Origin of the sequence: Rhodococcus sp. NBC_00294 (assembly GCF_036163995.1) — a bacterium.
In the GTDB taxonomy this organism is placed as follows: Bacteria; Actinomycetota; Actinomycetes; order Mycobacteriales; family Mycobacteriaceae; genus Rhodococcoides.
The window spans coordinates 94,807-108,569 of the sequence record NZ_CP108045.1 but is presented as its reverse complement, the minus strand read 5'-3'; the positions used below and the strand labels follow the sequence as shown (position 1 = coordinate 108,569).

The window sequence follows — 13,763 nt, the reverse complement described above, 5'->3', positions numbered from 1 at the left end:
GAGGTGATTGACCGCGAATTGGCCCTCCCACCCTTGAGCCGTCCGTTCGAGTGGGGTAGCCATGATCCCGGAGGTCGCGAACAGCAGATCGACGTGGTTGCCGAAGTCCGCGATCGTCGCTGCGGCGGCGCGGATGCTCTCCTGGTCGGTGGGTCCATCTCCTCGACCTGCACGCCGGTGACGCCGCCGAGCACGGTGTGGGCGGAATCGACACGGCGGGCCGGGAGGAGAAACACGGGCGCCGGAGCGGGAGAGCGCCGTGGTGGTGTGCAGCCCCAGGCCGGGGTATCTGCCGGTGACGACCGCGACCGTGCCGGTGAGGTCGACACCGTCCACGACCCCCGGCAAGAACGTCTAGGTCAAGAGCAGAGCGGCGTCCATGTCCATCGATCACCGCGCCAGCACCTTCGTTCTCTCGGCGCCAATTGTCCCGATGGTCAGATCCCCGGTGGCGGTGGCGGTGGCGGTGGCGGTGGCGGTGGCGGTGATGTTCGGTCGCCGCGCTCCGGTTTCCGCTCGACCGAACGTGACGAGCTGGTCACCGCACTGTGGCCGAGGCATCGACCCCGACGAGGCGTTTGGGCCGAGTGCCACGCACATGGCGCACTCGGCCCGAGCCCAGTCAGGACCCTTACAGCGCTTTCGCAGGAGCGGCGGCGGGCGAGCCGGTCATCGACAGGGCACCGGGAGCCTCCGCGGTCGGTGCGGTCACCCCCTTCATGACTGCCATGCCGATGAGTGAGAGCAGGACAAGCGCGGCGATCACGCCGGCCTCGATGATTGCTGCATCAGTGACGAACCGGAACGCACTGGCCGTCGCGGCGACGGTAGTGGGGAGCCAGGTCCGCTTGAGTCTTTTGGCAGTTACGGCCAATCCGAATCCGATGGCGATCGCCGCGGCGATACTGCCGACGTAGAGCGGGATCGCGATGGTCTCGAGGGACCACCCCGGGATGCTGTGCAGTGCGGTCATCACCGCGATCGCGCCGACGACGGTCTGCATGGTGGGCTCGAACGTTTTGACCTCGAACTTTATCCCCACCGAGAGCTTGAGAAGCCGGTCCTCGGTTATAGACTGCGACATGGCGAACCTTCTTCCAGGGAGGATTCTGCTACTGGTGGCGCCCTGGCCGGGGCGCCACCTTATTTTTACCCGCATCCACGGCTTCGGGAACCCCCATTCACCAGGGATAACGCGACTTTGCCGTCGCATATCTGAGTAATCTGAGCTTGAGCGACTAGAAACTCATTTCAAACGACATTGTATCGTCTGAGGAGCTCAGCGCCATGAACTCTCGTGCAGAGTCCACACCGGAAGCTGTGGCCCGTGAGATCGAGATCGCCCGAGGTGTCGACACCTTGACTCCGGTGCGGATGCGGGTACTCGTCGAGGTGGCACGCACGAAGGTGATCAGTACCGCGGCCGAGAATCTCAACGCCGACCCGACCACGGTGACCAAGCACCTGCGGACTCTCAATGCACTCTTTGGACCGTTGACGGTGGCACACCGAGGCAACGCCGAGGTGACGATCACCGAGCTGGGCCGCAGTGTCGCTGCACGCTTCGACGAGATTCTGATGGCCCAGCGCAGTCTGGTGCACCAGCGGCGCACGACGGCGGTCCGTTATCTGCCGCATCACAGCCCGACGGTGATGCCGGCCGCCGCGGCGATGATCGCCGAGAACTATCCGTTGGAGCTCAGCGTGCTCGGCGAGCACCACCGCGCTGTGGACCACTTCGTCGACCGAGCACTCAGGCCGCTGGTGGCCGGATTGTTCGATGTCGCTATCGGGATCGACCCACACGACTTCGGAAGCTCTGCGGAGGTGGCACAGTCCTATGCGACAGTCACCAATCAACTCACCACGACGCCGCTGTACAGAGCGTGGCTGGAAGTGATGGTGCCGAAAGGTGGGCCTCACGCAGAACGCCGATACATCACCGTCGCTGATCTCGCCAACGACCCATTGCCGTTGTTGGTTGCACCGGTAGGAACCCGGTCCCGGGGGCAACTGGAGAAATTGTTCGCGCAGGCCCGACTCACTCCCACTGTGCGAATCGCAGAGTACGAATCGAAGGTACTCATCATGGCGGCGTACTCCGGGCTCGGCTTGGCCGTCCTACCTTCCGATCTTGCTCTGCAATTCGACAGCGCATGGGACGCGCCACTCGCGAGCACGGCTCAGGCCGATCGCTGGGCATGGGTACCGCTCAGAGCCCGCCCGGACGAACCCGCCGACACCTACAACGTGGTCGCCCACCGACGCCGTCAAACCACGGCCGATGCCGGAGCTGGACTGTTCATCGCCAAACTGCAGAATGTCGTACACGAGGTCATGACCGCCTCCGGACGCCTGGACGCACTCGCGATCAGTCAGGAGGACACTCAGACCGTCACGTCAGAACCCGATGGATCAGCCGAACGCGCTGCTACTCGAGGTCCATGACCCAACGCCCCGCCCTTTCCTGCCCTGCCGGGCGGGGCCAAGCGGTCAACTTCGGCGAGCAACTCCACAACGACGACAAGTTCTCGCCCAGGTCGATTATCCAACGTCGGCTGAAGCTAATGAGCGTGAGGACTCACCAACTACCGGGCTACAGCGGCCTGTCGGTGAGCCGTGATAAAACCGGTCGGTCGGGCTACTGAAAATGAGGTCAGCGCATGGCAGTTCAAATCACGCATCGCCGTATGTCCCCGGGCGGTACGAAAAATGAGCACATCACGATGGTGAAGTGGCGGAGCGACGCCGACGGGAGCGTTAATTCCAGCACCAAGGCAACGATGGTCGACTGGATCGACAACAAGAACGGGTCGGCCTACGTTCAGGGCCGGGTGTCGCGGTCGCAGGTGGGGACCGTGCACGAGTCCGGTGCGACTCCGTATCTCCGCACGTATGCGAACGGAGAATGGGACGACAATTTGTTGTCGTTGCCGATTTTCTGATCGGGCGTGCCGTGTCCCGTCTTCGATTCGAGTCCGAGGACGGGACACCGCACAAGCGCGTTTCGTGATCGACTCGGGCCGGCTTCTCGGTCACATCGAGAAGCCGCCAGCGAACTGGCAGAGATGAGGGCGTTCTTCGAAGAGGGCGGAGAAGCATCAGCGCGAGGGACCGCGACCCACCCCTGGATACGAGCAGCCCTGTCTTGGTCGACGGCTGGCTGGACGGTCGGGGCTCCGATTGGGGCGCATCCTGATTGTCGAGCAGACGCTGATGAACGCAGTGCGCTACCACTTCCCGGTGACCGATTCGCAACGCGCTGTAGCGGAGTCGACCAATTCGCAACAACTGTGGCAGGACGCCTACCTCCGCGCCAAGGCGTTCCCGCACACGTAGACCTATCGATGCTAAGCCGACCCACCGGAATCGTGGCGAACCCGGTGGCGCTGACACCGGACCGTCCCGAGTGAGGCGAACGGCCCGGTATCGGCCTCAGCTGCCGAACGCGTCCGTGAGATCGCTGATCGCGGGAAGCGCCGGCTCCGGCGACGCCTGATCGATGGTGATGACGACGGACTTCTGCTGGACGGTGTACGTCGTCCACGGCACGAGGTCTTCCACGTGTTCTTTGATGCCCGGGTAGTCGGACAACCACCAGGCTTCGGTGGAGTCGAACTCGCCGAGCGTGCAGGTGGCGAGCACGACGTACGAGCCGGGTGGGATGTCGGTCACCGTCTGAGTCGTGGTGGCGCCGGCTGCGATCGAACCACTCTCGTAGTACTCGTGCGTCTGCGACACCACTGTCTCGACCGGAGGGAGGACACCCTCGGGTGCCGATGCCAGGGCTGTGGTGCACAGGACGGTGCCGTCGGCCGTGTTGGTGATGGTGTTGGTGACGGTATCGCCGACGACGTCGTAGGAGTAGGTGATGTCGGTGGGCTCGGCAGCGGAGACGCTGCCGGGTGCGGCCAGCGCCAGGGGTACTGCGATGGCTGCGACCACTGCTACGCGTCTGGGTATTCGCACGGTGTGCTCCTTGCTGTCCGGTTGCGTTCGAGGACCTGACTATTCGACGTAGGCGCCGGTGGTGGGGGAGTAGTAGACGGAGCCACCGAGGAATGCCTGGCGGGTGCCGATGCCGTCGCCGGCGGGAGCTTCCGGGCCCTGCGGGTACGACAGAGTGCCGGTGGGTCCACCGAGGGAGGTGTAGAGGTCGAGGATCTCACCGCACACCGGGTACGGGGTGGGCCAGAACGACTGGCACGTCGCCGCAGCAGTGGCCTGCGGGGCGGCGGATGCGGGCTGGGCCATGGCCTGTCCTGCGCCAGCGAGAGCGAGGGCGGCGCCGAGGACGCTGACAGCCGTGAAGCGGACGCGAAGTCCGGTGCTGCGGCGGGTGGAGGTGCGTGTGGTGGTCACGAGGAGGGCTCCTTTACCGGGTTATGCGATGAGCTCACGGGTGCGCCGACACCGACCACGCCGCGAAGCGAAGCGAGACCGCGGAGTCTGATGTCGGACTTGTCGGACGCTATCAGCACTCACGAGCCCCTGTCGCGACAATGACTCCAAGGCCGAAGTCCTTGGCGCAATCCGAAACAGGTTGCGAAACAACGGTACTCGGCGCGTCGCATGCATCTTCACCGTTCCAGACGAGAACCGAGAACAATCGTTCCGTTTTCAACCAAGTCAGCGTGACGAATGGTTCGTTTAGTGACCAGTGGGACCACAGTGACAGTTGCGGTTTCTGAGAATCCGCTTAAGGATGCTCTGGCGACCATCGCTCAGACCGGTCGCAATCCCTCCGAGAGAGCAGCGTCCATGACGATCCTTGCTCGGCCGCCACGGCCGAAACCGATATCCACTTCGTTGCCGCGGTCGGTGTTGACCGCCGGCTTGATCGCGGTCCTGATGGCCACCGGCGGGGGAGCGGTTGCCACTGCGCAACCGTCCACTACCCCGGCCGCACCGACCACCACAGCAGCCCCGCAGATCCTGCAGCAGAAAGCGCCGGCTCCTGCCGATCCGTGCGCGACGACCACAACGCCTACCTCGACGAGCACGGCGCCCCCGACCACCACAACACCGACGACCGCGGTCCCGGCGACATGCACCACAGTCCCGACCACCCCGTCCGCGTCGGCAGTGCCCCCTAGCGCAGAACCTGCCGCACCTGCGCCGGCGACAACCGCCGCTACCGCACCTGCCCCGGCATCGGAGCTCGCCCCCGCGCAGCTGCCGGCTGAGCCCGCCGCTGTCGAGCCTGTCGCACCCACCGACGACGAACTGTCCTCCAAGACAGCCGAACCAGACCCTGACTACACGCCGACCGAGAACCCCAACTCCACACTCGTCCCCGGCCAGATGCGTTCGGACCGCGAGGAAGTACCCGCCCCGTTCACCAAGGAGGACGCCGACCGCGCTGAGATCGCCGAAGCGCGCCTACGCACCTCGCGGGCCGCCACCGCATGCCAGGTCTACTGGCCGTCGTGGTTCAACGTGTGCGGCGAGATCAAGGCCAAATACGACTCACTCGGCGGACCAGGAAGCTTCCTCTCCTACCCGTCCAGCGGAAACATCGTCAACCCCGGCAACACCGGTGAACGAGTCACCTTCCTCAACGGACCCATCTACTGGTCCGCCGCCGGCGGAGCACACCCCGTCGTCAACAGCTTCCTCAACCGCTGGGGCATCCTCGGCTACGAAGGCAGCTACCTCAAATACCCCACCACCGACGAGATCGTCCTCCCCGACGGCGGCCGCCGCCAGGAGTTCCAGGACGGCGCGATCTACGTCTCGTTCCAGAACGCCATCGGCTCGGCCATCCAGAACGGGCCACTCCGCGACAAGTACAACAGCGTCGGCGGACTCACCCCCGGCAGCAGCTTCCTCGGCTACCTCACCGAAGACCACAAACGCACCCTCCCCGACGGCCAAGGCCAAATGGCACGCTTCCAGAACGGCGTCATCTACTACTCACCGGCAACAGGAGCGTATCCGGTCACCGGCGATCTGCTCACCCGATGGACCTGGTCCGGTTACGAGCAGGGGTCCTGGGGATACCCGACAGGAGACGCTACAACTACAGCCGGTAACTCAAGCCAGCAGTTTCAGTACGGCTTGATGAGCTGGCCGTACACCAACGCAGCAGCGGTGGTGGACGACGGGGATCTTGAGCCCATTTTCGTAGACGGCCGGACCCCCACGACCGACCAGGACTACGCAACTGATGCACTTGACGGGCAAAACCCCGCAGACGGGTTCCGCGCAATCTCCAATGGAGGTGGGTTCAGCACAGGCTCTTGCGAGTCGACGCTAACGTGCGTCGAGGGTGGAGACCCGGAAGAGCCCATCGTCGACGCACCAGCGCCATCAATCCTCGCCCCCGAGGATTGCTTTGCCGATACGTCAACCAATCTTGGCGTTTGGTTTGCGACTCGCAAACAAGCCTGCTTGTTGACAGAAACAGCCGGCTACACGGTCAAACTCCCCCAGGATCCGACGAAAGTAGTCGGACGCATACCTGCCTCTGGATACTCCTCCATCACGACATCTCATTTATCGGGAAAGTTTGTGCAAGAGGTCAAACTCTCCTTCGGCCAACACACCGGACGCGTCGGCATCGCACGTCTCAACTACCAGGTCTTCGGCGATCACGCCGAAGACGGTGAGGTAGAAGTCGAATCCGACTTCGAATCGGGAAGTGTTCTTTACTCGAACACCACCGTCACCTTCAAGATCAAGTGGAACTTCGAGGGCGTTCCTCAAGGACAGATCGATAGCCGGCAAAATAATTTCCGCTATTGGTTTACCAACGACGATTCCCAGATCTTTAGCCCGTCCTCGGACGGGAAGTTCGACGCCGACATCGTCAGGTGCGACAACACGATGCGGACGTCAGGCGGCCAATACCGACAAGGATGCGTCATTGCCGGTCATCCTGCTTCGTGGGCAATGAATGAATATGGTGACATTGACGAAGCAGCAGGTCACGTTCTCGCAGCTCAGGGTGTGGGCCTACCGGGCGGATCCTTGGATTCGATGCTCCAGAGAACCACGAACGTGGCGAGTCGAAACGACAATCGCAATCAAGCCTGCCCACGAGGCAACCAGAAAGCGGACAAGCGCCGCGAGGGTGTCCCGACTCGGAGCTGCGACGAGTACCCCTTCGCCAGCACGATACAAGGCGCAGCTGGTAAGGACGGAAACGGGCGCTCCTTCAACCCGGAATGCCACGTCCCCGACCTGCTCAATCCCGGAACCGGCTACAGCGTGTGCATGATCGACAACTCCGAGAACCTCCGCGCCGGTGGCCAACTCGGCGGATTCTACGGCCGCAACCGAGTGGTTCATCAAGACAGCTACTGGGTCGACCCTGTGAGTGGCAACTTGCCACCTGTGCCGTGACCTGCGGCTGTAGAAGCGGTATCATAGAAGGATGCAATCTGGGCAAGTAAGGTCAACGAGAGCGCTCGCTCTAGCGGGCATACTCGTTGCGGCCGCCGGAATTGCCGCTTTCATGGTCGTCGGCGGCGGTCAAGGGGATTCTACGGATCCTTTGTCGCCGCCGGCGGTCACCCGGACGGAGCTGCCGGCCGAACGTCCCGTAACGGCTCCTCCGCCCTCCACCGCAGACGGACCAACCGAGGCTGACGACATGAGTGAACTCGATCCCGAATATTTCGACCCCGAGGAAGCCGTTATCGAAGACGGGCGTACTCCAACCTCGGACAGCGACTTCGCTGAGGACGCTCGAAGTGGACGAAATCCGAATGAGGTTCCGACCCGCCTAGACGGAGGCGGTGGTTTCACCCCGCCACAGTGAACGACGGCCGAGGCTCAGGAGGCCAGGCCCTCTTTGAACACTTGGCACAGTTCTGCAGTCATCAATAGCTCGGCGCGGTTAGCTTTTTCCGAGTTCAATTCGCGCATACCATTTCCGTAATGCTTAGTCAGATATTTACTGCTGTGGTATTGAGATATGACAGTCGCTAGCATCACCGAATTTTCCCATTCCGCTTCCATCCCCGCCTCTGCCGCGATGCTGGCCACTTCAGATGCATCCCGGGAGACTCCCCCACGGTATTCTGCGATATCTATGTATCTTGAGATACTTATATCGGAGCTTGTCTCGATAAACTGCTCGTAATCGGATTTTATGAGATGATCCAAACGATCCAGAATGAGGATCCATCGCGGCCCCAGGTGATCGACCAGGTCCTCACTTGCGATTTGCATACTTCGTAGGGACTGAAGTTCTTGTTGTGCCGGCATGCCAGGAATCCGGTATTTACGAAGCCACTCACGTTCCACCAAAGCGGCGTCTAGGGGAGACCCGACTCTATTCAGGCAGTCTTCGAGAAGTACGTTGTTATTCTGATCAAGCAACTTGGACATAAAGTCCGCAGCCATGTGCGCAACCTGCGTCAATGCTTCGGTCCGTTCCTGTTCACGCTTCATGAACGGATTATAGGTTCGCCGGCTCGCCAACATCGAGGGGCGTGCAATCAGCCAACCGCCGCAACCGTCCCGACTGACGGTGATCGGACGATCAACGAACCCACTTCGATCAGGACGACCGCGCGTGTTGCCTGCTGCATCGTCCGCCGTAACCAGTGACCGCCGGCATGATCGCAGTCCTGATGGCCACCGGCGGGGGAGCGGCGGCCACCGCGCAACCGTCCACTACCCCGGCCGCACCGACCAGCTCCGCGCCCGCAGCGCTGCAGCAGCAGCAGCAGCAGGCGCCGGTCCCGACCGACCCGTGCGCCACCACCACGGCACCGACCACCACAGCGGCCCCGTCTACCAGCACACCGGCGACGCCGACCTCGTGCGCCGAGGTGCCGTCGCCGGCACCTGCCCCGCAGCAGGCACCCGTCACACAGTCAGAAGCCCCGGTCGTCACTGACGTACCGGCACCCACGCCTTCGGGAACGACGACACCGACCACCACGAGCTTGACGCCGAGCGCGGAGGCCACCGCGCCGACCGCAGTGGGCAAGCGGATCCCGTACACCGGGCTACCGACAGAGAACCCGAACAGCACCCTGATCCCCGGCAAGATGCGCTCGGACCGCGAGGAGTGGCCCGAGCCGTTCACCAAGGAAGAAGCCGACCAGGCCGAGATCGGGGAAGCCCGACTGCTCGCCAAACAGCGCACCTCCCGAGCCGCGGCGACCTGCCAGAAATACTGGCCGTCGAACTTCGACGTGTGCGGCGCCATCCGAGACAAGTACAACTCCCTCGGCGGAACGTTCAGCTTCCTGCTGCTGCCCACCAGCGGAAACATCGTCAACCCCGGCAACACCGGCGAGCGCGTCACGTTCATGAACGGACCGATCTACTGGTCCGCAGCCGGCGGAGCACACCCCGTCGTCAACAGCTTCCTCAACCGCTGGGGCATCCTCGGCTACGAAGGCAGCTACCTCAAATACCCCACCACCGACGAGATCGTCCTCCCCGACGGCGGCCGCCGCCAGGAGTTCCAGGACGGCGCCATCTACGTCGCCTTCCAGAACGCCATCGGCTCCGCCATCCAGAACGGACCACTCCGCGACAAGTACAACAGTGTCGGCGGACTCACCCCCGGCAGCAGCCCCCTCGGCTACCTCACCGGAGACCACATCCGGTCACTGCCCGACGGCCAAGGGCAGATGGCACGATTCCAGAACGGCGTCATCTACTACCACCCAACACACGGAGCATGGCCAGTGCGCGGGGATATCCTGTCTCTGTGGGGCCACCTCGGCTATGAAGCCAGCAAGTATGGATACCCCCGCAGCGATGCGATTGATGACGGCACAGGATGGTTCACACAAACTTTTGCGAACGGGCCGCTCTCGGGCGAGATGACCCCTCCGATAGCGGGACCCGAAGGGGCTTTCTACTCCTTCGACAGTCGCGAAGCCGCAATTGCATGGTTCGACAGTCAGGAGGCGTTGGCGGGTGACCCGCAAGCGCGTCAGAGCGCTACGGCCTCACGCATTCCCCCAGGCTCTGTCCAATACGGACCGTGCATTTTGATACCACAATTTCTGCACTGGCGGACAGACAGTGGTCCCGGAGCTATCGTCGGTTATAAACCGGTCACACGCTGTGACGAGCCGATGACCTCAATCAAGCACGAAACCGATCTGCGTTACGAATACTTCGGTTATTGGCGAATTGCTGACTCCTACTCTTCGAACAACTACGGAGTCAAGAATCTCCAACAGAAGAACGTGGAGTTTCACTGCACGGGTGACACAGGAACATGGTTTGGCGGACGCACGCTGGGCACAATCAATGTAGGCGGTAAGGAGTATTACGCTGCCGTCTACCCGCCGCGCAAAAAGTTCGACTGCGAGGTTTAGCTTTCGCTCACTCGACATTTACAGATAGTTCTGGGGGCGCCTTCGATGGCGCCCCCCAGAACTATCTGAAGGTGTAGAATAGAACAATGACGAGCTTGGATTGGTGGACTAGTTACAACAAAGGCATCAGGAACCTGCAGCGTAAGAATGCTGCAGGTTGTGCATCCACCTTGTCCTTTGAAATTTGCAGCCTGCTTGATGACGTCGACCAGGCATACCACTTGTTGGCCGCCGATTCGTCGACGCGTTCGGACTCAGCCGCTACACGGCGGGCAAGAGCATGGTGCACGGTCGCCGTCAATCGCGGCTGGGCTCAGCTCGACGACGACGCATTTGAGGGCCATCGCCAAGAAATCTCGCTTATCCCATTCGCCAAGGACGCGTTTCCTCTCCTTTTTCAGATAACGAACGCAGATTTTGGTCGGATTGACTGCGGCGTAACAGCATTTGCAATAATCGATCAAACTAAAATCCAGTTAGTTCATGTACAGGAATCTCGCAATATGCAAACGTTCGCCGAGGAAATCGAAGATCTTGATAAATGGGTTTTTTCCATCCTAGACGGGTCTTTTATGATCGAATCGGCCCAAACGTATTTCACGGTAAGTACGTCATTCATGTCCGAAACTACGAAATCTCGTCACCGTCAACTTGGGCTTGGTCAGTATATCGCGAGGCCCTGGATGCACGGTTGGGAAAGTCGCTCGATTACAAAGCCGTAAATTTTCGTACACCGTCAGTCCTGAGCACCAGCATGGTCAGTTCCGGTGGAGCGACCTTCGGCGCATCCGCGAGCAGATATTGTTCATGCTCGGCCCATCCTTCGGGAAGGCGCCCGCTGTGCACTGACACCGCCTTCACGCAGCAATGCACGACCGCTCAGATCGTGGGCGGCGCGCTGCTCGACGATGCTCGCCGCCGAAGCCCGGACCCGTGGCAACAACGCCCTCAGCCTGTGGGCCGTGCACTGGGGAATGTTCGGGGCCTGGTCGCGCCCGGTGTCGTCAGCCCACGGCCACCGCCCCCCTCGAGTCCTGGTGCGGCTGGTCGACGAGACCGCGACACCGTCGTGGTACGAGCGGCGGCGACATTCTCCGCGGCAGTAGAGGTGGCCCGCGCTCACAGCGCGGCGTGGGGCGGAAGCATGCGCCACATCGAGGGACCCGATGGCGTCATCGTCGAACCTGACAAATGGGAACAGCTCATCGCAGTGGACGTCCCGTTGTCGTACGTATACACCGTGGAGCTGCGTTCACCCCGCCCACCGAGATGAACGAAACCCATGAACTGGTGTCTGCGCTGTGGACCACCACCAATCCCACCGCGCCGACCGTCCACTTGGCACCCGTGATCGGCCTTGCGGCCACCTCGGGCGAGACAGAGTCGGCCATTCAGCTCTCGCGTCTGTTCGGATTCCGTACAGACTCGATCAGCTCCTGCGCGAGGTCCCGGACCTTCCGGTTCGTGTGCTGCGACCGTTCCACCAGTACCGCGAATGCCTTCTCGGCGGTGACGCCGTGCACGGCCATGAGGATGCCTTTGGCCTGCTCGATCGGTGCGCGGTGCTCCATTGCTTCCCGCAGCCCCTGGACTTCGGAGCGGAGGGAGTCGAATCGGTCGTAGTCACCGAGGACCTCCGCGAGCACCGAGGTCAACCCGACGGCGGTGTCGACGTCGGCGTCGGTGAACGCCGCCTCCGCCTCGCCGTAAAGGTTGAGCGACCCGAACCGGATGCGCCCGGTGCTCAGCGGGACCGCGAGAAACGAGCGGATGTTCTCCTCGCGGGCAGTGTCCGCGAACCGCGGCCACCGCCGCTCGGCCTGAACAGAATCGACGCGCACGACCTCTCCAGTGCTGGCGGCGTGCAAGCACGGACCCGAACCGACTTCGTATTGGTCGGCGTCGACGCGCAAGGTGCGGGAGTCGCTGTGGACAGCGGTGAACATTCGCTGACCCACGTGCACGGTGACCCCGCAACTCGCGGCGCCGTCGATGGTCTTCGACGACAGCGCCACCAGCGATCGCAGCGCACGGTCGAGTCCGTCGTCGGTGTCGACGACCGCCCCGAGCGCCGCTCGAACGTCGGCGTCCTGCTCCACCTGCCCCCACCGGACGTCGGCGGGTTCCATGGCACGTACCGAGTTCTGCGTCGCCCGATCCGCGTCCTTCGCATCCATGACACCCATTATCGCCATTACCAGTGAACACCGGCGCCAACCGACTTCGCGACGATCAGTCGGGATCGCTTTGTGTGATGCGTTCGGCGAGCTTGATGACCGATGTGTGCCATTCCTGCGAGAGTCGCACCAGCATGGTGAACGCCGCATCGGCTCGCAGGTCGTAGCGTTCCATGATGATTCCTTGGCCTGGCCGATGACATCGCGGGTAGCCAACGCCAATTCGAGTTGCGCTTCTAGCTCCGCCGCGACGAGGGCGACCGCTGCGTGGGTGGCGAGCAGAATCCCGTCGTCGTCGTCGTCGTCGTCGGCGGCGACGAATCCGGCCGCGCACCGTGACACCGAGGATGACGCGCGACTATGGGTGTGATCGCACCAAGGGAGTCGAGGCAGTGTAGAAGCACCAGCGGCCGGCGTGGGGAGAACCTTCGTGAGGTGGTGTGCCGCGGTTTCTAGGGGCTCCCGACTCGGCAGGCATGATGTCGTTGACGCTCCAGACAGCGTGCGAGCACACTCCACTGATGGACTTGCAGCCATATGTGGTGCGCGAAGGGTGTGCTGTCACCGGTACCGGCGTCGTCGTCATGGACGAGTCCGGTGCCGCTCACCTCGCCCCGAATACACCGTTCCCTGACCCGCGAGAGGCGGCGAGGAAGATACCGCTGCGCTACAACGGCTTCGATCGAGAGTGGGACGGCGCATGGGCCGACGTAGTGGGCCGCTTCGCCCACGGCGGGGTCGACGTGGACTCGGTCCAGCGTTTCGACAGGCCCGCCTTCCCGGGCGAGGCGACTGTGCTCGTGACCTACCCGGACAGTCCAGGGTGGACGCGCGACGAACTACTGACTGTCGCGGGAGACACCGACCTGCACACGACGAGAGACCCGATTTACGGCTCCGGCGCTCGGCGCGACAAGAACGGAACGGACACACTGACCCTCGACTGCCTGTACATCGACGAGCCCCTCGCGCAATGGCTCGGCCACCCCCACCCCGGTGACATAGAGATTCGCAGCGCGCTCGTACCGTGTTCAGTGAACGACGTCACCCCTGGGGCGGGTCAATATGGACGTGCGCGGTAACGAGGTAGTGGGCTGCCAGTGAGCCTCTGTGACTGAAGTACTTGACAGAAACGGCACGGGTCGCTGATCGGCTCGATCGGCGCGTCGCGGTCGAAAAACCTGTGGAAATCCCCGCGCTCGGATGCAGTGGCGGTTCCACACCCTCCTATCGACCGGATAGTCAGCTTCGTTGAGTTTGCGAGTTTGGTGAAGTTGCACTTCTCGTGACT

At 62.6% G+C, this 13,763-nt stretch carries 16 protein-coding genes; 8 read left to right on the top strand and 8 right to left on the bottom strand.

The window, feature by feature from the left end; genetic code table 11:
* Window positions 1–390: 390 nt before the first annotated feature.
* Together OHB23_RS22915 and OHB23_RS22910 are read right to left on the bottom strand one after the other, a co-directional pair.
* Window positions 391–561, bottom strand: a complete 171-nt coding sequence (locus OHB23_RS22915; RefSeq protein ID WP_328811805.1) for a hypothetical protein — start codon at window positions 559–561, stop codon at window positions 391–393.
* Window positions 562–631: 70 nt separating this feature from the next.
* Window positions 632–1,084, bottom strand: a complete 453-nt coding sequence (locus tag OHB23_RS22910) for a hypothetical protein (protein WP_328811804.1) — start codon at window positions 1,082–1,084, stop codon at window positions 632–634.
* Window positions 1,085–1,287: 203 nt separating this feature from the next.
* Between OHB23_RS22910 and OHB23_RS22905 the strand changes: the two genes are divergently transcribed.
* The 3 genes from OHB23_RS22905 to OHB23_RS22895 all read left to right on the top strand — a co-directional run bounded on the left by OHB23_RS22905 (window position 1,288) and on the right by OHB23_RS22895 (window position 3,339).
* Window positions 1,288–2,448 carry a LysR family transcriptional regulator gene (locus OHB23_RS22905; protein ID WP_328811803.1) on the top strand — a complete coding sequence of 387 codons (1,161 nt, stop codon included), beginning with the start codon at window positions 1,288–1,290 and terminating at the stop codon, window positions 2,446–2,448.
* A gap of 215 nt (window positions 2,449–2,663) precedes the next feature.
* A complete protein-coding gene (locus OHB23_RS22900) occupies window positions 2,664–2,945 on the top strand; it encodes a DUF3892 domain-containing protein (RefSeq protein ID WP_328811802.1) in 282 nt (93 codons plus the stop codon).
* A gap of 271 nt (window positions 2,946–3,216) precedes the next feature.
* On the top strand, window positions 3,217–3,339 hold the full coding sequence (locus tag OHB23_RS22895; RefSeq protein ID WP_328811801.1) for a hypothetical protein: 123 nt from the start codon (window positions 3,217–3,219) through the stop codon (window positions 3,337–3,339).
* Between the two features lie 96 nt (window positions 3,340–3,435).
* Here OHB23_RS22895 and OHB23_RS22890 read toward each other — a convergent pair whose 3' ends face one another.
* The 3 genes from OHB23_RS22890 to OHB23_RS22880 form a co-directional block, all read right to left on the bottom strand.
* A complete protein-coding gene (locus OHB23_RS22890) occupies window positions 3,436–3,969 on the bottom strand; it encodes a hypothetical protein (RefSeq protein WP_328811800.1) in 534 nt (177 codons plus the stop codon).
* A gap of 39 nt (window positions 3,970–4,008) precedes the next feature.
* Entirely contained in the window at window positions 4,009–4,362 is a 354-nt protein-coding gene (locus tag OHB23_RS22885) for an LGFP repeat-containing protein (RefSeq protein ID WP_328811799.1), read from the bottom strand.
* A 362-nt stretch (window positions 4,363–4,724) separates the two neighbouring features.
* Window positions 4,725–4,880 carry a hypothetical protein gene (locus OHB23_RS22880; RefSeq protein ID WP_328811798.1) on the bottom strand — a complete coding sequence of 52 codons (156 nt, stop codon included), beginning with the start codon at window positions 4,878–4,880 and terminating at the stop codon, window positions 4,725–4,727.
* Window positions 4,881–4,967: 87 nt separating this feature from the next.
* Between OHB23_RS22880 and OHB23_RS22875 the strand changes: the two genes are divergently transcribed.
* Both OHB23_RS22875 and OHB23_RS22870 read left to right on the top strand, forming a co-directional pair.
* Complete coding sequence (locus tag OHB23_RS22875; RefSeq protein ID WP_328811797.1) at window positions 4,968–5,096, top strand: hypothetical protein; 129 nt, start codon at window positions 4,968–4,970, stop codon at window positions 5,094–5,096.
* Between the two features lie 208 nt (window positions 5,097–5,304).
* Window positions 5,305–7,347 (top strand): NucA/NucB deoxyribonuclease domain-containing protein, encoded by a 2,043-nt coding sequence (locus OHB23_RS22870; protein WP_328811796.1) that lies wholly within the window; start codon window positions 5,305–5,307, stop codon window positions 7,345–7,347.
* A 432-nt stretch (window positions 7,348–7,779) separates the two neighbouring features.
* On the opposite strand, the gene OHB23_RS22865 is transcribed toward OHB23_RS22870, so the two are convergent.
* Entirely contained in the window at window positions 7,780–8,400 is a 621-nt protein-coding gene (locus OHB23_RS22865; RefSeq protein WP_328811795.1) for a hypothetical protein, read from the bottom strand.
* 167 nt (window positions 8,401–8,567) lie between these two features.
* Here OHB23_RS22865 and OHB23_RS22860 point away from each other — a divergent pair, with 167 nt between their 5' ends.
* Both OHB23_RS22860 and OHB23_RS22855 read left to right on the top strand, forming a co-directional pair.
* Complete coding sequence (locus tag OHB23_RS22860) at window positions 8,568–10,295, top strand: LGFP repeat-containing protein (RefSeq protein ID WP_328811794.1); 1,728 nt, start codon at window positions 8,568–8,570, stop codon at window positions 10,293–10,295.
* A gap of 86 nt (window positions 10,296–10,381) precedes the next feature.
* Complete coding sequence (locus tag OHB23_RS22855) at window positions 10,382–11,017, top strand: hypothetical protein (protein ID WP_328811793.1); 636 nt, start codon at window positions 10,382–10,384, stop codon at window positions 11,015–11,017.
* Between the two features lie 669 nt (window positions 11,018–11,686).
* Here the strand turns inward: OHB23_RS22855 and OHB23_RS22850 are convergent.
* Both OHB23_RS22850 and OHB23_RS22845 read right to left on the bottom strand, forming a co-directional pair.
* Window positions 11,687–12,472 carry a GAF and ANTAR domain-containing protein gene (locus tag OHB23_RS22850; RefSeq protein WP_328811792.1) on the bottom strand — a complete coding sequence of 262 codons (786 nt, stop codon included), beginning with the start codon at window positions 12,470–12,472 and terminating at the stop codon, window positions 11,687–11,689.
* Window positions 12,473–12,527: 55 nt separating this feature from the next.
* Window positions 12,528–12,647, bottom strand: coding sequence for an ANTAR domain-containing protein (locus tag OHB23_RS22845; RefSeq protein WP_328811791.1), 120 nt, complete (start codon window positions 12,645–12,647; stop codon window positions 12,528–12,530).
* A 346-nt stretch (window positions 12,648–12,993) separates the two neighbouring features.
* Here OHB23_RS22845 and OHB23_RS22840 point away from each other — a divergent pair, with 346 nt between their 5' ends.
* Window positions 12,994–13,554, top strand: a complete 561-nt coding sequence (locus OHB23_RS22840; RefSeq protein WP_328811790.1) for a hypothetical protein — start codon at window positions 12,994–12,996, stop codon at window positions 13,552–13,554.
* Window positions 13,555–13,763 lie beyond the last annotated feature (209 nt).